Source organism: Pseudoalteromonas sp. SG45-1 (assembly GCF_014164135.1).
Taxonomy (GTDB): Bacteria; Pseudomonadota; Gammaproteobacteria; order Enterobacterales; family Alteromonadaceae; genus Pseudoalteromonas; species Pseudoalteromonas distincta.
In genome coordinates, this window is the sequence record NZ_JACJEP010000039.1 from 1 (window position 1) to 20730 (window position 20730).

Below are 20730 nucleotides of genomic sequence, written 5' to 3' on the forward strand. Positions count from 1 at the left end.
TGAATTTATTAAATTAAAATATAAATAATTTAAATTAATCTATAAATACAAACAACATTACAATTATTTATAAAGTACTTTTATTTATGAGGTAAGTAATTTATTTGAAAGGAGTGTCTACTTAAAGCGAAGAGTTTTAAAGAGTAAGGCAAAGTATTGCCTTACTCTGAGTTTATTTATAAATAATCAAACAATGATAAGTTAGCCAAACGGCCAAACGTTGCCTGTGATGCCTGAAGTGACGTTTCTTGTTTGGTTAGCTCTGTTATTGCTTCCGTTATATCTATATCAACTAAATCAGCTCGTGCTGATTTGTTATTAATATCCAAGTCTGTATTCGATTGCAGTACTTTTTCTGCTGTATTTATTCGCCCACCCAGCCCTGCTTGAGTTAGAGACACATTATTTTTCGCGTTCGTAATTTGAATAAGCGAATCTGCAATAACTTGTTCAAATTCTTCTTCTGTTAACGCAGGATTAGTCAGGCCCGCAATAAGTTCGCTCATTGAATTAAGTACATTTTCTTTTTTAGGTGCTTCAAGCGTAATATCAATCTGCCCCGAAGCAACTGGGGTTACACTTATCTCCATCCCAGCAAACTTGATAGTAGAGTCGTTAATATTACCGGTTGCGAGTATAGTCCCTGCTTGCTCTATTTGATAGATATTAGGTGTTCCCGCCGTAGTAATCACATTAAGTGTATTGGCACCCACGGCAGCTGCTGGATCAGGGTTATAGTTAGTTTTATGAAACGTATCAAATTGACCTTGTTCCGTTACATACACCTTAGAACTTGTAATACCGCCCGACACAAAACCATCGTTAGAGACAACATCTAGCCGGGCGTCCACTTTTTCAAATGCATCAAACCCATTATCACTTGACTTAATATCAACCCCTTCAGCTATTTTAATCATATGCTGGCCTTGGTCGCCACCATACACGTACAAACCCGTAGATGAATCTAATGAGTAAGTCTGCGTATTATCTTGATAGCCAGAAAAAATGTATTTTCCGTCTTCTGTTTTAGAGTTCATTAAGTCAAGTACTGTACTTTGAAGCGCTTTAATTTCTTCAGCAAGCCCCTCTCTATCAGCGGCACTATAAGCACCGTTACCTGATTGAATAGTCAAAGTATGAGCTCTCTCTAATGCGCCTTTGATGTTTTCAAGTGCGCCTTCTTCAATATTTAAACGACTATTGAGCATGGTGATATTTTTGCTGTACTGCTCATTACTTTGTATTTTATCAGTATATTGAAGCGCGCGAGAAGCCGCAGCCGGATCATCCGATGCCGTTAATACACGTTTTTGTGTATTAACTTGTTCTTGAGCCTTGCTGACATTTTGTTGATTATTCAAAATTGAATTTAAACTACTTTGATACATTAAATTGTTTGATAAACGCATAATTACCTCGTAGCTCCAAGTAAAGTGTCAAAAATAGTACTCGCTGTTGCTAGCACTTGTGCAGATGCGGCATAAGACTGTTGAAAGCGTAATAAATTTGCAGCCTCCTCGTCCAGGTTTACGCCTGATAGCGATTCATACCAGGCTTCAGATTGCTGAGCGAGCGCTTCAAACGCATCTCCATTGGTTTTTGCTTGACTTGTAACTACACCAATATCACTTACTAACCCAGCATAAGCTTGATTAAATGTTTTATGGTTGTCTGAATTTGCACCCGCAACAACATTTTGGCGTACTAATTCCCCCTGTTGTAACCCAGCTAACTTTTGACCGTTACGATTATCATCAAAACCACCTTCGTTAAACTCAAGTGTATACGTATCGCCAGTTTCAGGGCTGCCTTCAATATCAAAGTCAAAGCCATATAACTCAAAACCATTACCTGCTTGCTGTAACATGTCTTTTTTCGGTGTAGTTGCTGTAAAAGTACTAGTATTGACACCATCATTTATTGTGTATTCGTTTAGATTAGCGGTTTTAACAAGGGTAATAGGCCCATTTGTAAGTCCTGCCGGTGATGTTGTAAAGCTACCTGTAGTAACATCACTTACTTCACCAACCGTTATAGTAGCATTGCCTATGTTGTTTATGTCGTTTGCTGTTCTTATTGGCGCTGCAAGTGCTAAATCTTCACCGCGAGTGGTTGCTAGAGACATATTTGCTGCCGACTCTGAGGTAAGTTTTATTTGAAACTGATCACCGATATTTGCGGTACCGGTTACATTAATTTGTAAACCAAACAAATCATCACTTGTCGTAGATGAGTCAATAACCCCTGCGGTTATAATTGCTGTTGATGGAGTGCCCAGTGGCTCGCCTTTATTATCTATTGGCTGAATTTCGACGGTTGTAGCACTGGTATAGGTCACTATAAAATCACTTGCAGGCAATTTGCTGCCTTTGCCAGCTTCAAGTGTAGCAATCATACTTGAGCTACCCGTATTAGCCGCATAAGCGTAACCACCTACTGTAGGCATATTAAATATATTGCCGCCTAACTCTCCGTTAGCGTCCATACCCAGCTTATTTTGTTCATTAAATGCATCAGCTATCGCTAAGCCCATTTGGCCAATTTGGTTTTGAGCTGGTACAAGCACATCGTCTCTAAATGCCAGTAACCCGCCAATTTTTCCTTTTAATTTAGATACATCAACTTCAAGCGGCACGGCCTTACCACCATTTACATCCAACCTAAGTTCTTTAAAGTTAGGATCAGGATTGCCACGCATTGAAAATAAATTAAATGATCCATTTTGCATCACAACCGCTTCGCCTGTACCCATAAAAACGAGTTTTTCGCCATTTGGGCCATCAAGTGTTTCAATGTCTATTAGCTCTGATAAGTCGCGTATTGCTTTATCGCGTTCATTGTAGGTTGAGCTTGCATCAGCTTGGTTATTGGTACCGTTTACAGCTGCTATATCTTGGTTTAATGTACCTATTTTTTGAATTAAACCATTTGCTTCGTCTGTAAATACATCTAGTTGCTCGTTTACAATATTTTTTTGATCGAAAACAATGCCAGAGAGTCTATCCATTTGGTTAACTAAATTTTCAGCATCGGTCATCACCAACGAGCGAGCAACAGTAGATGAAGGCTGATTAAGCGATTCCTGAACATTATTGAATAACGAGTTAATACTTGTGGATAAGCTGTTTGATTCCTCAGAAAATAAACTATCAACCCGATTTGCCTCTAAAACAAATTGACTAAAAAACGATTTATTAGAGGTGTCACGATTTAGCTGTGACTGAGCAAACTCGTTTAATAATCGGTATGTTTCGCCTCGCCCTACTTGGTTATCAACCATCGTGGTGTGCTCAGTACGCTCACGAACATAGCCTACGGTATTTACATTGGCGATATTTTTACTTGTCGTTTGCAGTAGCTCCGAGCTGGCTCTAACCCCCGAACTGGCAATGTTTAATAAATTAAACGACATATTACTCTACTCCTTGGCGGAACACGTTTGCCGCAATGTCTTTTAGCTGGCTGCTATTGAGCACTTTTTTTATTTTGCTGGCATAATTTGGATCGGTTGCATAACCTGCTTTTTGTAATGAATCTAAAAAGTCGTTTGGTTTTGCTGTATTTTTTAATGCTTCTTGGTAGCGTGGGTTTTGCGTTAAAAAATCAACGAAGTCGTTCACGCTATCTTTAATTGAATCGTAGGCTCTAAAGCTGGCTTGTTTTTTAACGGGTGTACCTTGCTCAAACTCAAGCGTTACTTTGCTTGCTTTATCGCCTTCCCAGCTTTTATCCGACTTAATATTAAATAAGTTGTTTGAGCTGCCACCGTCACTTTTATTAATAATGTGTTTACCCCAACCGGTTTCAAGTGCCGCTTGTGCAACCATTACAGCTGGGTTTAAACCAATTTTTTGCGCTGCCGTTTTAGCGTGTTCCCACACTGAACTTACAAACTCTTCTGCATTTTTAAATGTTGGGCTATCGGTTTTAGACCCTGCAGTATCGACTTTAGGCTCAGCAATATCGGCTTTAGTGTTATTAACGATAAGATCGGATTGCTTATTTTTTTGCTCATGGGGAAGAGCGGATCCCACTTGTGTATCGCTAAAGATATCGTTGGTTGTTCTAAGCACCGAGCCTGGCATAAAGTTTTTAGACTCAGGCGATAACTGCTGAACAATTAAATCGGCAAGGCCTAACGAGCCATTTGATGAAAGCTCTGTTGAAAGTTGCTGATCGTGCATTTCTTCAAAAAACTTTACGCCACTTGAATTAAATGGGCTGTCTTTGTCTTCAAATGCTTCGTTGGCTTTGCGCATTCCTTTGAGCAACATTTGCGTAAAAATAGCTTCAAATTGTGCGGCCGCTTTTTTGAGCGCAGCTTTAGAGGCATCAGTTGATGCATCGCCACTGGTTAAGGCTTCTTTACGAAGTGAATCTAAGTTGCCTAAATCAAAAAAGTTTTGTTTATCGAGGTGATTAGTTTCCATCGGCTTTTTGACACAAAATGAATAATGCAGTTAAAAATGCAAAAATTGAGCCACTACCGATAAAACAAGGAAGATAAAAATAATAAACTTAAGTTGCTGTAAATAAAAAGCCCTATATCTTGTTTCAAAAATATAGGGCTTAAGTAATACGTTATTTATTGGCTTGAGTTATTTATATAACAACTAACTGTCCGTTAATTGCGCCGGCTTCTTTTAGTGCTTCTAAAATAGCCATTAGATCACCAGGCGCTGCGCCTACTTCGTTAATTGCGCGAACTAAATCGTCAAGGCTTACACCTGGATTAAATACAAAGGCGCGCGAGTCATCTTGATTTACATCAATAATGCTCTGCTGCGTGACAACAGTATCACCGTTTGCTAGCGGGTTTGGTTGTGACACGTTTTGTTGTTCTGCAATTGTTACTGTTAAGCCACCGTGAGTTATAGCCGCAGGCTGAAGCTTAACGTTTTTACCAATCACAATTGTACCTGTGCGCGAGTTAACTATAATTTTAGCGGCCATATCAGCCGGCTTAAATTCTAAGTTTTCGAGTGTTGATAAGTACGATACACGCTGGGATGCATCGCGTGGAGCTATAACACGAATAGAAACAGAATCTATTGCTTGTGCGCTATTTGGGCCAACTAAGTCATTAATTGTTTTTTCTAGGCGTTTTGCCGTTGTAAAGTCTGGGCGGTTTAAATTAAAAGTAATGTAATCGCCTTGCATAAATGGGCTTTCCACGGCGCGCTCAACTGTAGCGCCATTTGGTATACGACCAACTGTAGGGGTGTTAATTACAACTCTACTACCATCAAGGCCTTGTGCGCCTAAGCCACCGACAATTAAACTACCTTGTGCAATTGCGTACACGTTACCGTCTACACCTTTTAAAAAAGTTTGTAGTAAAGTACCGCCACGTAAGCTGCCTGCACTACCAATAGAAGAAACCGTTATATCTATTGTTTGCCCAGGCTTTCTAAATGCAGGTAGTTCTGCATGCACCGCCACAGCAGCAACATTTTTAATTTTAGGACTTTGAGTTGAAGGTAGCGTAATACCAAAGCTGTTCAACATGCCTCTAAAACTTTGTTGTGTATATGAGTTTTGCTCGCCAGTGCCCGGTAAACCAACCACTAAGCCATAACCAACTAGCTGGTTAGAGCGTACGCCTTCAACCATAGACACATCTTTTATGCGCTCAGCACTGGCAGTAAAATGCCAACCTAATAACACAACTAAACATAAAGCTTTAAGGCTATTCATGTTGTTACCCTCTAAAATGGAAACAGCGAACTGCTAAAGAAACGTGTAAGCCAACCAGGACTTTGCGCCTCTTGCGTTTGCCCTTTACCTGAGTATTGAATACGTGCATTAGCAATGCGGTTTGATTCAACCGTATTATCGGCGCTTACGTCTTGAGGGCGTACTAGCCCTTCTAAACGAATAAACTCTTCGCCGGTATTAAGCGTTAGCCATTTTTCGCCGCGTATAACTAAATTACCGTTAGGTAAAACGCGCATTACATTAACCGAAATATCGCCCACTAAGCTGTTTGACTGGTTTGATTTTGAATCACCCGTAAACGACGAATCACTACCAATACCAAACTGGATACTATCGCCACCTATATTTACAGGTAGACCACCTAAGCCAATCACTGGGTCTAAGCTTGCGTCAGTTTCTTTGTCTGTTTCTGTTTTAGCGGCTTTTGTTGCTTGAGTAGACTCTTGCAATTTAACCGTAATTATATCGCCAGTACGTAGCGCTTTTTTATCAGAATATAAGTCGTTTGATGTATGAGTATTAAACAATGAACCTGTGGCTACCAGCGGCTCTAAAATAGGCTCGGGGTACATAGGTGCGTAGTAAGGGTCGTCCTGCACTACCTCACTATTTTGCGTAGACATACAGCCACTTAAAAATAATGTGCCCGCTGCAAATAAAATAATATTACGCATAATTCCCCCTATTCTATTAAAGCTGTTGATTGATATAACTCATCATTTCGTCAACGGCCGAAATTACTTTTGAGTTCATTTCGTAAATACGCTGAGTTTCTATTAGATTTACCAGCTCTTCAGTCACATTTACGTTAGATGTTTCGAGTGAGCCTTGAATAATACTACCTAACCCTTCAACACCAGGATTACCTTGTACAGGTGCACCACTTACAGCGGTTTCGGTATAAAGGTTTTGGCCAATTGGCTCAAGACCCGATGGATTAATAAAGTCACTAATAGTCAGCTGACCAATTACAACGTTATCGGCTTGGCCTGCAACACGTACAGATACTTCGCCGTCTTGCGAAACCGTAATTGATTGCGCGTCATCTGGTACATTCATTTCTGGCTGAATCACATAACCTGCGCCCGATGTCACAATTCGTCCATCGCCATCAGTAGTAAACTGACCATTGCGCGAGTAAGCAATATTGCCATCTGGTTGCAGTACTTCAAAAAAACCTTCGCCAGAAATCATCCAATCTAGTGAGTTTTCGGTGGTCAACATGTTGCCTTGCGTAAACTCTTTTTGGTTAGCTACAACTTTAGCACCCGCACCTAACATTAAGCCCGACGGCATTTCGGTATCTTGCGATGAACGACCACCCGGTTGATTAATATTTTGATAAAGTAAATCTTCAAATATAGCGCGGCTTTTTTTGTAACCTACGGTACTCGCATTCGCTAAATTATTTGAGATAACCGATATATCGGTTTGTTGAGCGTCTAGCCCCGTTTTACTGATCCACAATGCTGGATTCATAATCGTGTCCTCACTTTAAAGTTAAACTATGCGTAATAACTGATCTTGACGCTCGTCAATTTCTTCAGCTGTTTTCATTAATTTCACTTGTAATTCAAATTGGCGCTGGTGGCTTATCATGTCGACCATTTCGTGAACCGGATTCACATTCGACATTTCAAGCGAACCACTTAAAACTTTTACATTGGCAGAGGTATCTACTGTTACATTTGCTTTTGGTCTAAATAAACCGTCGTTACCTTTTTCGAGCTGTGAGCTATTTGCTTCTACCACTCTAAGCGTGTCGATTTCTTCTAAAAAGTTAGCAGGAGCGCCTTGTGGTCGAACTTGAATAGCGCCATCTTGGCTAAACCCTATTTTTTCGACTGGGACGGGTAAAATTACAGGTCCCCCTTCGCCAATAACTTGACGACCATGGCTGGTTACAAGCATGCCTTGAGCAGTAATGTTTAACGTACCCACTTTTGTGTAAGCTTCATTACCGGAGGCATCTTGCACAGCAAGCCATGCGTTATCGCTCATTGCGATATCTAAGTCTCGCCCGGTTTGAACAATGCCACCCGATACCATGTTTGAACCCGGACGCTCTTGCATTGAAAATACACGTGTAGGCAAACCTTCGCCAAACGCTTGCATAGAACGCGCCTGGGCAAAGTCAGCTTTAAATCCTGTTGTATTTGCATTCGCCAAATTATTGGCTTTTAAAGCAAGCCCTTGTAGGCTTTGCTTAGCGCCAGAGGCCGCAATGTAGACCATTTTGTCCATAGTATCGACTCACATAAAAAATCTCTGAACTTACAAATGCAAAATAGGTGCCAGATTAAATTTGACGCAACATTGAGAGGTATTTAGAAGGGCTTACAAAGAGGACTTATAAAAAAGGCTGCAAAAATGCAGCCTAATATATTTAATGGGGTTTAGCTTATCGAATCTGCAAAATACTTTGCTGAATAGTTGAGTTAACTTCAAGCGCACGTGAGTTTGCTTGGTAATTACGCTGTGCAGTAATTAAGTCTACAAGCTCGTTTGTAAGGTTAGTATTTGATTGCTCAAGCGCTGATGAGTTAATTCCACCAAACGTACCCGAACCGGCTTCACCCGCTACAGGTTCACCTGAATCAATACTTTGCTTCCAGCTTGTATCACCCACTTGTGATAACCCTTGTGAATTTGGAAAACGTACCATAGCCACTTGGCCTAGGAATGTTGAGTCACCGTTACTGTAAGAAGCGACAATTTTACCGTCTGTTCCTATATCAATTCCGGCTAAACGACCTACTGTTGAGCCATCTTGATCGAGTGCTTTTACTTCAAAACCACTTGAATACTGAGTTGGGATACGTCCTGCCGTGTTATTTTCATCGCGCCAGTTAAGCTCAATACCAGTACCTGGGAAAGTTGCACCATTGTCTAGTAATGTTGATAAACCAGCACCAGAACCCGCTGGTAGTAATATTTCATCAAAAGTAGTTGTATTTGTATTTGCCACACCACCTGTTGTTGATGGTAAACCACTTGAGTCAAAACCTAGGGTGGTCAGTGGTGTATAAGGTGTCGTTGTTTGTTCTCCACCAGTTGTGCCATCAACTACTTTGCCATCGAGAGTTGCATATACTTTCCAACTGTTATCTATACCACCTGCTGCGGCATCATCTTCTTTAGCAAAAAAGTATTGTAAAATATGTGGTTCACCTAGTGAATCATATACCGTTGTTGACGTAGATGAGTTATAAGTACCACTAGAAGCAGGGTCAAAATCTAGACCTGTTGGATCCGCCGTTGCATCTAAGTTAAACGACAAAAATACATTTTCGGTTGCGCGAGGAGAACCAGACGAATCAGGGATTTGAATTGGATCAGTTGTGCTCAAACTTACCGACGTTGTATCACCTGTAGATGAGTCAACAGGGAATGCTTGTAAAAAGTTACCTTTTGCGTCAACCATAAAGTTATCTTGGTTAAGCTTAAATGCACCTGCACGTGTATATGTTAAATCTTGCGAAGATAAATCGTCAGTCATCGCAAAATAACCTTCACCAGTGATTGCTAAATCAAGTGAGTTATTTGTAAATTGTAGTGAGCCTTGATGAAACTGCTGCGCAACCATGGTTGTTTGCACACCGTCACCATTTTTAGTCTTACCAGAGCTAAATACTGACGATGCATAAACATCGGCAAACTCAGCGCGTGACTCTTTAAAACCTGTGGTATTAACGTTTGCAATATTATTTGCAGTTACGTCTAAATCTTTTTGTGCGGCAGCTAAGCCAGTTAATGCAATATTGAAGCTCATAATTCACCTCTAACCTGTTAATATTTAGCCTGCTGACAGGCGAAGTATAATTAAAATTTATTACGCGATTTCTGCGACGTCTGTCAACCTAACCGCACCTTCTTTAGTGTTAATAATAATGCCACTTGAGCCATTAATATTAACGCTTTCAATGTTCTTAAATGTAGCAATGGGTAAGCTTGAAAATTCACCGTCAGTACTTCCTTCTGCGGTTACTGAGTATTCACCTTCAGGTAAACGCTCACCAGCTTCATTTTTGCCATCCCACGCAAAACGTACCGCACCTGCTGGCTGAGAACCCATATCAATAGTTCTTACTAGCTGACCTGATGCATCAGTAACTTTAATTTTTAAGTTATCAACGGCTTCTTCTGCCACTGCAGAGCCTCTGGCATCACCTGTTTCATTTAAATCCAGGGTGTTTGACTCTAGTAAAGCTTGTTTGCCTACAAGTGTAGATGCTTGCAGTGCTGAATTAGATGTCATTGAAGAGGCTAAAGATTCAAAGTTAGTATTTAAATCTGTAATCCCTTGCGCCATCGTAAAGCTGGTCATTTGAGCAATCATTTGGTCATTATCCGCAGGGTTACTGGGATCCTGATACGATAATTGCTGAGTTAACAAAGAGAAAAAGTCTTCTTGTGTTAACGCATCACTCTCATTATCACTGGTAGCAACTTGTTGCTCTTGCCAGCGTATAGAGTCTAAATAGGATGAAGATGTACTAATATCGTTACTCATAACCTACCCTCGGTTACCGCTGCCCTAGCAACAGTGTTTTACTTAGCATTTGCTTAGCTGCATCAGCAACTTGCACGTTTGTTTGGTAAGAACGAGAGGCAGAAATCATATTTGCCATCTCCTCTACAACATTAACGTTGGGTTTATAGATATAGCCATTTTCATCCGCACTTGGATGGTTTGGGTTATATTCAATTTGTAATGGTGCATCGCTTTCAACAATGCCCAAAACTTTAACACCAACTGCGGAGCCCTGCTGGTTACTTACTGATGCTGAAGCCTTTGTTAGCTCAGCCGCAAATACAGGTTGGCGCGCTCGGTACGTTTTGTCTTGAGATGAACTAATGGTATTAGCATTAGAAATATTACTAGCTGTAGTATTTAAGCGAACGTTTTGTGCGCTCATACCCGAACCTGCAATATCGAAAACATTATATAAACTCATAATTTTTATCCTTGACTACCGAGAGCTTTATTCAGGCCTTTAAATTTGCCACTTAAAAATTGCAAGCTGGCCTGATACTCCATAGCATTCTGTGTATACAAGTTTCGTTCCACTTGTATATCAACCGAGTTACCATCACCAGTATCTGATTGATTTGGCAAACGAAATGATTCTGAACTGCCCATACTATGAGTACCTCCACCAATGTGTTTATCATTAGTTCTTACCATAGTATTGCCGCTTTGCTGGGTTGACCTTGCCGCTTTTAATGCAGAGGCAAAATCAATATCTTTTGCTTTATAGCCAGGCGTATCAGCGTTAGCTATATTAGTTGCAATTAATTCTGCTCGCTGTGAACGGATCAACATGGCTTGCGGATGCACACCTAATGCTTTATCAAAACTGATAGCCATAACCTTCTCCAAAAAATTGACTTACCCATTAATAAAGCAAAAAATAAGCCATTAATATTAGGGAGTGCTATATTTTTATAAGGCTATGTATCTAAATAGAAAAACGACGCTAGGTGCGTCGTTTTAGGGAAGGAAGTTAGCTTAATTACTTCTTTTGGTAAATAATACCAGGGTTGCACCTAACCATATCAAATTCAGTGCTTAGCCCAGTTAGGGACTCTGACGCGCCTAAAAATAGGTAACCGTTTGGATTTAACGCTTGTGCAAACTGGTTAATAATTTTAGCTTTTATTTCAGGCGCAAAATAAATTAGTACATTTCGGCAAAAAATAATATCAAACTTGCCCATTAACGCGTAAGAATCAAGCAGATTTAAATGCCTAAAACTAACTTGTTTTTTTATTGTATCGTTTACTTGCGCCATACCGTTGCCGCTGTCTTTAAAAAACTTTTTACGACGCTCTGCAGATAACCCTCTGGCGAGTGCCAGCGCGTCGTACTCTGCATTTTTACACATATCAAGCATGGTATTAGATATGTCGGTACCGATAATTTGTGCCCCCATACGAAGCACACCTGGTTGCTTAGCACTAAATTCAGCAACCGACATAGCTATTGAATAAGGTTCTTGGCCTGACGAACTGGCAGCAGACCAAATTTTTAAAGGTCTTCTTAAATCTTTAAATTCAGGGAAAAGCTTGTTTTGGAGCAACTCAAATGGGTATTGATCTCTAAACCACAAAGTTTCGTTGGTGGTCATTGCATCAACAACAGCGGCTCTTAATTGCCGCTCGTGAGGCCCGAGAGTTTTACTAACCAATTCCGATAAAGATCCCACATTAAATCGAGTCATTAACGGAGCAAGTCGGCTTTTAACTAAATACTGTTTATTTTCACCTAAAACAATGCCGCATTGCTGCTCTAAAAACGAACGAAACTGGTCGTATTCACTTTGCTGCAAATCTTTATTATTCAAGTTAGTAGCACCTATTTTTGTTAATCACAATGAACCCACTTTTTAACCGCTGTTGCTAATTCATCTGGGTTAAATTTAGCAATAAAGTCATCTGCCCCTACTTTTTCAATCATCGCTTGGTTGAAAACACCACTCAAAGAGGTATGCAAAATAACATGCAAAGGTGCAAGTTTGGGATCTGCTTTTATTTCAGCTGTTAAGGTATAGCCGTCCATTTCTGGCATTTCAACGTCTGAGATAAGTAATGCTACTCGCTCTGTAATATCATTTTTACAATCAAGCTCTGCTATTTCTTTAAGCCTAATTAAAGCTTCCTTACCATTTTTAGCAAGCTCTGTTTGAACACCTAGCGGCTCTAAGGCTCGTTTAACTTGATTACGCGCAACTGCAGAGTCATCTGCAATAAATACGATACGTTCGCCTAAATCTCTTTGAATATCGCCACTTTGTGCAACTTCAGCACTTACTTCTGTGTTTACTGGACAAATTTCGTTGAGAATTTTTTCTACATCGAGAATCTCGACTAATTCATTTTCGATTTCGGTCACTGCCGTTAAATATGAATAACGTCCGGCGCCTGATGGCGGTGGCATTATTTTTTCCCAATTCATATTTACAATACGTTCAACTCCGCCCACTAAAAACCCTTGTACAGAGCGATTGTATTCAGCAATGATTATGAAGCTGTCTTTAATGTTGTCGATTGGGCGCCCACCTACAGCCATCGATAAGTCGATTACTGAAATAGTTTGACCACGAATATGTGCAACACCACGAATATACGGATTAGATTTTGGCATGCTTGTTAGTGGAGGGCATTGCAGCACTTCTCTCACTTTAAATACATTAATACCAAAACGCTGACGCCCTCTGAGCTTAAATAAAAGTAATTCTAGGCGGTTCTGCCCAACCAACTGTGTGCGTTGGTTTACTGAGTCTAAAATGCCTGCCATTCAAATCTCCTAAAGAAAACAAATAATACGGAACGATAATTGCTTTCTATTTATAAAGCTACATAACATCGCGGGTGCGTCTACTTTTTGACGCAAAATATTTATACCCTGTTTGAAACCATAAGCATAGTCGAAACATTATGAGTTTGTTAAAAAAAATCAGAAGATACAGTGTTTTTTATTTTGTTACTAGCTTGTGCTTTGCATTCCCTCTGCACGCTAAAGTGTTTAGTAAAGATTTATTACAAGACATGGCCGTCACTTACATAGGTAAGCAGGTTGGTACATTACAAAATACTAATATTCAATTAAGTGCACTGCCTTTAGATAGTCGCATCCCTAACCGTGTCTGTAATACTGAGCTTGAATTATCAACATCCGATGAGCCACCATTTAACCGCCAAGTAACCTTACAAGCCAAGTGCAATGATGCGCAAACGTGGGCTCAATACGTTCATGTAAGAGTTGTTGAAATGGCCCCAGTTGTTGTTGCCACTGCTAATTTAACTCGTGGTGAAGTAATAACTAAATCGCATTTAAGTATTGAAATGAAACCAACTCACTTTGTACGAATTCAGTACTTAGATGACCCTACAATGCTAATAGGCAGCAGAAGTAAACGAAATATTAGAAGTGGTATGCCAGTATTACTAAACCAAATTTGTATGGTGTGTAAAGGTGACTCTGTTAATATTTACGCTAATCTCAGAGGCCTTAGAATTAAAACCACAGGTATTGCTTTAGAAGACGGTACTTTGGGCGAACAGATACAAATAAAAAACAAAAAATCAGGTAAAGTTTTAAATGCGCGAGTAGATGGTGTAGAGTCTGTTCAAGTGAATATTTAATTTAGATTTATACTAAAGTATCCCACGTATATGCCGATAACTTGGCATAAGTTGGGTAATATACAGGTTTATTATTATGGTTAATCAAGTTAATGGCAGTAATCAACAAGCTAATGCGCTTACAAACGCTAAACAGCAACAAGTTGATATTAAAAAAGATAACGCTGCAAGTACACAAACAACACAGACTCCTTCGCCTAAAGCGGCGAGCGATTCAGTGAGCCTGACGCCACAAGCACAGCAGTTAAAAACACTGCAAGATAAAGCACAGCAATCATCTGGCTTTGATAGTGAAAAGGTCGCTGAGCTTAAAAAAGCGATTACCGAAGGTAAATACCAAATTGATGCTGAAAAGCTGACTAAAAACTTAGCTGATTTTGAGTTTAATGTATATGGCTGATCACAATAGTTTAATTAGCGTTAAATTAAATGAACAAGTTAAATGCTTGGATTCATTATATGCGTTATTAAACGAAGAGCTTAGTATTATTGCCTCTCGCAGAGGTGAAGGTTTAAAAGAACTTGCCCAACAAAAAATGTCTTTTTTAACTAAGCTTACGCAGCTCGATAAAGAGTTGAATAAACTTTTTGCTGCAAATGATGAAAATGCCCCTGAAGTGACTGAACGAGTAGCGCAAGTTAAAGCGCAGTTAGCGCAGTGCCAAAAACAAAATAAAGTAAACTCACATGCTGCTCGCCAAGCAAACTTAAGTGTAAAACAATTAAAAGATATTTTAATTGGCGCCCCAACGTCAATGACCTACGACCAAGCCGGTAAATCTGTAAATACCGAGAGTAAACTGGTTCGTAATTTAAAAGCGTAAGCCCAAAATTTTACATTAAAAAAGCCTTATTGATTTATCAATAAGGCTTTTTTAATGTCCTTGTCTCGTCCTGAAATGTGTTTACACATTTAGGATTTATTATGACCAAGTCAAATAATATCAATTTGCTTAATAATGTAAGCCCCCTTAAAAAATAATTAAGAGGGCTTTATTGATATTAAATATCCGTTTGATTATTACTACTTTCAATTAAGTGTTTAATCATCTCTTCCGATTGATTTTGTACATCAACCGCAGGTGCTGCTGCATCAATGCTTCCTCCACTTTGAGCTGGAGTATAAGCAATTGCAGAGCCTTCATCCTCAACCAGTGTATTTAGCGCTATAAGCTGCTCTGCATCTTCATCAATGATTACGTCATTAATATTAAGCGGCTCCGCCGAACTCATTTGCACCGTTTGCTCAGGTGTTGATAGACCACTCAAGTTACCTAAATCAATCGTTTCAGTGCTTAATACGTTGCTGCTTGAAACCTCATTAGGGGTTGTATCGCCTAATGAAGATTCTTCACTAAATGATGCAGGGATTGTATCGCCAGAAGCAGCGCTTGCTCCATTAACGTAAATATTTCCCGTACCTTCTATTGCGTTGTCAGTATTTTTGATTAAGTAGTTTCCAACTTCATCTACAGTTACAAAGTAGAATTGCTCTCCTCCACCTATGTTTAGATTGAGTAAATTTAGAAAGCCTCCCCAATTTCCATTGCTATCAGAAGTAAAACTTCCTGCATTATCTAGTACATCTAAATCTAGACCGAGTAAATTAACACCCAATAATGAAGAGCCAATAATATACACTTCAGTATCTGGTTCTGTTGTTCCTTCAACTGATGGGAGTAAAAGACCTAATGCTGATCTAAAATCAGTAACCTCAAAACCTATTGGCGTGGTATCAATAATCAATCCAGATATGCTACCGCTTGAAGTTGTATTGCCTGATGTATCAGTTGCTACGGCTGTTACTGTGTACTCCCCATCTGCTAAATCAGTATCCGGTGAAGCACTCCATTCACCTGATGCATTAACAGTTTTTATTAATACAATACTTTCAGTTGGACCATTAAAGGTAACAGTTACAGACTCACCTGGAGCAGCTGTACCTGTTATAACTGGGCTTTGTTCTGCTGTTAGTTCTAGTCCCGAGTCAATTGTAATACCTGAGTCAATTGCGCTACTTGATGATTGCGTACCAGTATTACCTGCACCATCAGCAATGCCAACATCTACAGTGTAGTTGCCCTCAGGAAGTACTTCTGCTGATGTCACACTCCACGTCCCATCAGCTCCAACTGTTGTTTGAACATTGTGAGTGGCACCAGCTGAATCAGTAAACATAACTATAACCGCTGCACCTGCAAAGCTTCCAGTAACTGACCCCGTAACAGTAGGCGTTGTATCTTGCCCTACCAATATTGGATCTATGACTACAGTTGGCGCTGTGTAGTCTGTGCTTGAAACCATAGTATCGCTTGATGAGTTACCCGCAGCATCACTCACTGTCGCAGTAGCACTAAAACCACCTTCACTAAGCGCGGTGGTAGCTGTTACTGACCATGTGCCATTTCCTGAAACTTGAGCGGTAATAGTTTGTAAATCGTTATTAGCATCAGTAATAACAACACTCACATTTGTACCTGCTGGTGCATCACTTATACCTGTTATAGTCGGTAGCGGGTTATTGGTTACAGATAATTGATCAACTTCAACTGTTGGTGGTGTTAAATCAATTATTCCACCAAGACTTGTAGAGCTTGAAAGCCCTAAGTCTTCAACTGTAGCACTTACAGTAAAGGCGCCTTCAGCTAATGGTGTTGTAGGTATTAGAGTCCACATACCTGCTATAGCCGTTGTATTATAAGTGGTAGCGGTACCGTCACTGTCAGTAATAACGACTTCTACATTACCGTTTATTACATCGGTAGTACCACTAATAGTAGGGGTTGTATCGCTTGTATCTATTATTGGATTGATTAGTAGGCTCGGTAAAGTGGTACTAACAGTGCCAGTTTGCGTTACTGTGGCTATATTTCCAGCATCATCAATACTAATAGCTTCTATGGTTAAATCGCCCTCAGCAAGTAAAGGGGTAACAACAAACCACGTGCCATCTCCTAATACCGTTGTGGTAACTTCATAAAGTGTGTTTGTAGAGTCGGTAACATTAACCGTAATTAAGCTACCTATTTCTTCGTCACTGGTGCCAGTAATAGTAGGCGTTAATGTATTAAGTACACCAAAGGCGTCTATCTCTAACGCTGGTGGAATGGTGTCTATAGTTACTTGTTTAATGGCTGACTGCCCAATATTACCTGCGGCATCAGTAATACTCGCATACACATCATAAACACCATCTGATAAGCTGGTGGTTACTAAAGACCAAGTGCCATCACTCCCAACTACAGCATCAAATACTGTTTCATCACCATTGCTACCAATAACTGTTACGTCAATGTCTGTACCGGGTGTTTCTTCCGATGTACCTGAAATTGTTAATATATCAGTGTTGCTAATGCTCAGTGGTAAAATTCCAACCACTGGCACTAGCGTATCAACGACGAATTCAAGCGTATCAGTAACTACGTTTTCTGCTTCATCTGTAATGCTTACATTAGCCACATGTTGCCCTTCAGTTAGTACATCTACCTCGAGTGAAAATAGCCCTGCTGCATTAACCGTAGTGGTTAAAACTGAACCACCATCAAGTTGTATTTCAACAACACCATTAATTAAATCACTGGTACCTTGGATAATTGGCGTTGAATCCGATGTTGTACCAATAACCTGTAAGCCAAGTGTTGGCGATATTGTATCTACAACTCCGTCAAGTAGTTGCGTGGTAGTAATGCCGACCTCACTTAATACGTCAACTGTTATGCTAAATGTACCTTCAGCCAATGATTGAGGTACCTGTACTACCCACGTATTGTCATCTTGTACTATTGCAGTAAGCTCTTGTACTACATTTTCGCTATCCACCACTCTAACTAGCACTTCAGTGCCTGGTGCTTGGTCGGTCGTACCACTAATTATTGGTAAATCGCCTTCTCCAGTTACAAAGTCAACCACCGCATTCAGTACTGGGGTTGAAGCGTCTACATCAGCCGTAGTTATAGTGGTTGTATTACCAGCATCATCAGTTGCAGAAGCTTCAACAACCGATAAGCCAATAATATTAACCGCTAGGCCTAATAACACCCAATCGCCATTTGCATCTGTGGTTACATCGTATGTTAAATCGAGTAAATCACCTGCAAGCTCTAGAGTAACCGTAACGGTTTTACCTTCGCCCAAATCAGATGTACCAGATAAAGAAACCAACTGACCTAATAGGAAGGAAGGCACAATTGTTAGCTCTGGTCCCACAGTATCAACCTCACCACCGGTTTTATTGTCGACCGAAGTATTGCCCGCAGCATCGCTAATAGTTGCACTAACACTGTAAACCCCCTCTGCTAAAATATTATCAGCAGCCGCTTGCCAGTCTCCATTACCATCGGTTTGAACGGTCATTTGATGAGAAACTCCAGCAGAATCAGTAAAGGTAACTATAACGTTTGTATTTGCTTCGTTAGATGTGCCTGTAATTAATGGAGTGCTATCTTGAGTCAGTATTAATGAACTTTGATTAATACTAATCTCAGGAGCAATTGTATCAATGGTTGCTGTATTTGTTGCGTCCCCGGTATTACCAGCGCTATCAGTAACAAATGCTTCAACTGAATAATCTCCTTGTGAAAGAGAACTACTTGCCTCTACAGACCATATACCACCCGTTTGAACAGTTGTATTTACAGTATGCTTATTCCCGAGTGCATCGGTAAATACCACAGCAACTGCATCCCCCACATTAGCACCTGTCACGCTCCCTGAAATACTTGGAGTTAGATCGGTACTTCCAACAATATCGTTAATAGTCACAACAGGTGCTGTTATATCAACTTCCCCTGTAATACTTGTGTTTACAGGATTACCTGCAGTATCTGTTGTTGAAGCTAAAACCGTGTAAGTGCCCTCGCTCAACTCTGTACTTGCAGCGACTGACCATGTGCCATTTGCACCAACAGTAGCATTAACCGTTTGCTCTACACCTAAGCTATCTGTAATTAAAATAGCGACTATGGCGCCTTGTGGAGCTGTAGTTGTGCCTGAAATTGTTGGCGTTGTATCATTTGAAATTGTAAGCGGTGTGATATTAAGGGCTGGTGGAGTTAAATCAATGACACCGCTACCTGTTGTATTACTCGTTAAGCCTCCTTCAGTTACACTTGCCGAAACAGTAAATTCACCTTCAGGTAGAATATCTGTCGCGTCAACACTCCAAATCCCACCTACCACAGTTGTAGTTACAGTATATGAAACGTTATTAACGTCAGTTATAACAACCGTGATTTCTGTGTTATCTGCCGCACTACTTGTGCCTGATATTGCTGGTGTTTGATCGTTTGTATCAATAATTGTATTAATATTAATTGTAGGCGCATTGGTATTTAACATTGCGGTACTATTTGCAACTGATTCATTCCCTGCGGCATCAGTAACACTTGCAGAAACTGCGACTTCACCATCAGTCAGTGCATCTGTAATATCTACAGTCCAAGCACCACCTGCACCAACAACAGTTGTGTAAGTCTCGGTACTATCTCCATCGGTCACAGTTACTGTAATACTCGTGTTTTCAGGTTCATTGGATGTGCCTAAAATAGTTGGCGTGCTGTCATTAATTGTACCTAATGCGTTTATAGTAATACTTGGTGCTTGAGTATCAATAAAGCTCGAGCCTGTATCCACTCCTTGATTGCCAGCATCATCGGTAATACTTACCTCTACATCATAATTACCATCAGGCAAACTTGGCGCTGTAACTTGCCAATCGCCGTTAGCATCAACTATTGCAGTTAAAGTATGTATATCACCGTTGCTATCTGTAATAACAATATCGACCACCGTATCCTGTGGTTCAGTTGAAGTACCATTTATAACTGGTGTCTCAGTGTTAAATACAGTTATGTCATTAAGTACAATAACAGGTACTTGGGTATCAATTGTTAAATCAATAGTCGTGCTGCTGGTATTATTAGCGTCATCGGTAACATTTACTTGAGCCGTATAATCACCATCAACAAGTGCTACGGGGACATCTACTTGCCAATTGCCATCAGTACCCACTGTTGCTGTTAGTGTTTGACCGCCGATAAGAATGGTTACATCAGCACCAATCTCATTACTCGTGCCTGAAATTGTAGGGGTTGTATCTATTGTCGCGTTAACTTCGTTCACAATTAATGTAGGAGCAACGCTATCTATTTCACCTTGAGCCTGCTGCGTTGTTAAATTACCAACACTGTCTCTAACCTCTGCAACAACGGTATATTGACCTTGCGCTAGCTCTGCAGGTACAGCAACAGACCAGTCGCCACCGGCTTGAACTGTCGCAGTAAACGCTTGGCTTTCTCCTTCACTATCAGTCACGGTTATATTAATTACAGTGCCTTGCCCCATATCGGTGGTGCCGCTAATTACTGGCGTACTGTCATTAGATAAAGCATCAACACTAACGGTTAATTCTGGTGCTACGTTATCAAAATCAAGTGTATTGATTGTTCTGACATTACCAGCGGCATCCGTTGCACTGGCAGTCACATAGGCAAGGTTTAGTAAAGGTACTGTTATGTTTGCAAGCCCCCAGGTACCATCAGGATTTGTCGTTGCTGTATAAGTTGCGCCAACTAACCCACCAACTAGGTACTCTGTAATAGTGATTACAGAGCCTCCCGGTAAATCAGAATCCCCCGAAAGAGAAACTAAATTACCTAATAAAAACGATGGAATAATTTCAAGTTCAGGAGCAGTTACATCCACTTCGCCACTGTCAGTGCCGGTACCTGTGTTGCCCGCTGCATCAGTGATGCTGGCGCTAACGCTATAATTCCCTTCGGCTAATGTGCCTGTTGGTGTCGCACTCCAGTTACCATTGGCATCGGTTTGTACATCAATGCTTTGAGTGGCATTTGCTGCATCTGT

Annotated in this window: 17 protein-coding genes; 3 read left to right on the forward strand and 14 right to left on the reverse strand. The window is 40.4% G+C overall.

Translation table 11 applies throughout. The features are described from left to right. Window positions 1–176 precede the first annotated feature (176 nt). The 13 genes from flgL to H5117_RS19350 form a co-directional block, all read right to left on the reverse strand. Window positions 177–1409, reverse strand: coding sequence for a flagellar hook-associated protein FlgL (gene flgL / locus H5117_RS19290; protein ID WP_182738921.1), 1233 nt, complete (start codon window positions 1407–1409; stop codon window positions 177–179). Between the two features lie 2 nt (window positions 1410–1411). Beyond that, on the reverse strand, window positions 1412–3412 hold the full coding sequence (gene flgK, locus H5117_RS19295; protein ID WP_182738922.1) for a flagellar hook-associated protein FlgK: 2001 nt from the start codon (window positions 3410–3412) through the stop codon (window positions 1412–1414). A gap of 1 nt (window position 3413) precedes the next feature. Then, window positions 3414–4430: a flagellar assembly peptidoglycan hydrolase FlgJ gene (flgJ, locus tag H5117_RS19300; RefSeq protein ID WP_182738923.1), complete on the reverse strand. Its 1017-nt coding sequence runs from the start codon at window positions 4428–4430 to the stop codon at window positions 3414–3416. A 172-nt stretch (window positions 4431–4602) separates the two neighbouring features. Next, window positions 4603–5697, reverse strand: coding sequence for a flagellar basal body P-ring protein FlgI (locus H5117_RS19305; protein ID WP_182738924.1), 1095 nt, complete (start codon window positions 5695–5697; stop codon window positions 4603–4605). A gap of 11 nt (window positions 5698–5708) precedes the next feature. Then, the gene (gene flgH, locus H5117_RS19310; RefSeq protein ID WP_002959418.1) at window positions 5709–6392 is read right to left on the reverse strand and encodes a flagellar basal body L-ring protein FlgH; all 684 of its coding nucleotides are present in this window, start codon (window positions 6390–6392) and stop codon (window positions 5709–5711) included. A 16-nt stretch (window positions 6393–6408) separates the two neighbouring features. Then, entirely contained in the window at window positions 6409–7197 is a 789-nt protein-coding gene (gene flgG, locus H5117_RS19315; RefSeq protein ID WP_002959420.1) for a flagellar basal-body rod protein FlgG, read from the reverse strand. Between the two features lie 21 nt (window positions 7198–7218). Continuing rightward, complete coding sequence (locus H5117_RS19320) at window positions 7219–7962, reverse strand: flagellar basal body rod protein FlgF (protein ID WP_024589964.1); 744 nt, start codon at window positions 7960–7962, stop codon at window positions 7219–7221. Window positions 7963–8119: 157 nt separating this feature from the next. Then, window positions 8120–9490 (reverse strand): flagellar hook protein FlgE, encoded by a 1371-nt coding sequence (gene flgE, locus H5117_RS19325; RefSeq protein ID WP_182738925.1) that lies wholly within the window; start codon window positions 9488–9490, stop codon window positions 8120–8122. 60 nt (window positions 9491–9550) lie between these two features. Continuing rightward, window positions 9551–10231, reverse strand: a complete 681-nt coding sequence (locus H5117_RS19330; protein ID WP_002959427.1) for a flagellar hook assembly protein FlgD — start codon at window positions 10229–10231, stop codon at window positions 9551–9553. 13 nt (window positions 10232–10244) lie between these two features. Beyond that, window positions 10245–10676, reverse strand: coding sequence for a flagellar basal body rod protein FlgC (flgC, locus tag H5117_RS19335; RefSeq protein WP_002959429.1), 432 nt, complete (start codon window positions 10674–10676; stop codon window positions 10245–10247). Between the two features lie 5 nt (window positions 10677–10681). Continuing rightward, the gene (gene flgB / locus H5117_RS19340; RefSeq protein WP_002959431.1) at window positions 10682–11089 is read right to left on the reverse strand and encodes a flagellar basal body rod protein FlgB; all 408 of its coding nucleotides are present in this window, start codon (window positions 11087–11089) and stop codon (window positions 10682–10684) included. 145 nt (window positions 11090–11234) lie between these two features. Continuing rightward, entirely contained in the window at window positions 11235–12065 is an 831-nt protein-coding gene (locus H5117_RS19345) for a protein-glutamate O-methyltransferase CheR (protein ID WP_039484688.1), read from the reverse strand. Between the two features lie 20 nt (window positions 12066–12085). Then, window positions 12086–13018, reverse strand: coding sequence for a chemotaxis protein CheV (locus H5117_RS19350; RefSeq protein ID WP_002959434.1), 933 nt, complete (start codon window positions 13016–13018; stop codon window positions 12086–12088). Window positions 13019–13158: 140 nt separating this feature from the next. Between H5117_RS19350 and flgA the strand changes: the two genes are divergently transcribed. From flgA to flgN, 3 genes are all read left to right on the forward strand, one after another. Further along, a complete protein-coding gene (gene flgA / locus H5117_RS19355; RefSeq protein WP_182738926.1) occupies window positions 13159–13866 on the forward strand; it encodes a flagellar basal body P-ring formation chaperone FlgA in 708 nt (235 codons plus the stop codon). A 76-nt stretch (window positions 13867–13942) separates the two neighbouring features. Then, on the forward strand, window positions 13943–14266 hold the full coding sequence (flgM, locus tag H5117_RS19360) for a flagellar biosynthesis anti-sigma factor FlgM (RefSeq protein WP_004588011.1): 324 nt from the start codon (window positions 13943–13945) through the stop codon (window positions 14264–14266). Beyond that, window positions 14259–14690, forward strand: coding sequence for a flagellar protein FlgN (gene flgN / locus H5117_RS19365; RefSeq protein ID WP_182738927.1), 432 nt, complete (start codon window positions 14259–14261; stop codon window positions 14688–14690). The genes flgM and flgN overlap by 8 nt, the downstream gene beginning before the upstream one ends. A 178-nt stretch (window positions 14691–14868) precedes the next feature. Here flgN and H5117_RS19370 read toward each other — a convergent pair. Beyond that, on the reverse strand, window positions 14869–20730 hold a 5862-nt coding region (locus tag H5117_RS19370), incomplete at its 5' end, for an Ig-like domain-containing protein (RefSeq protein WP_182738928.1).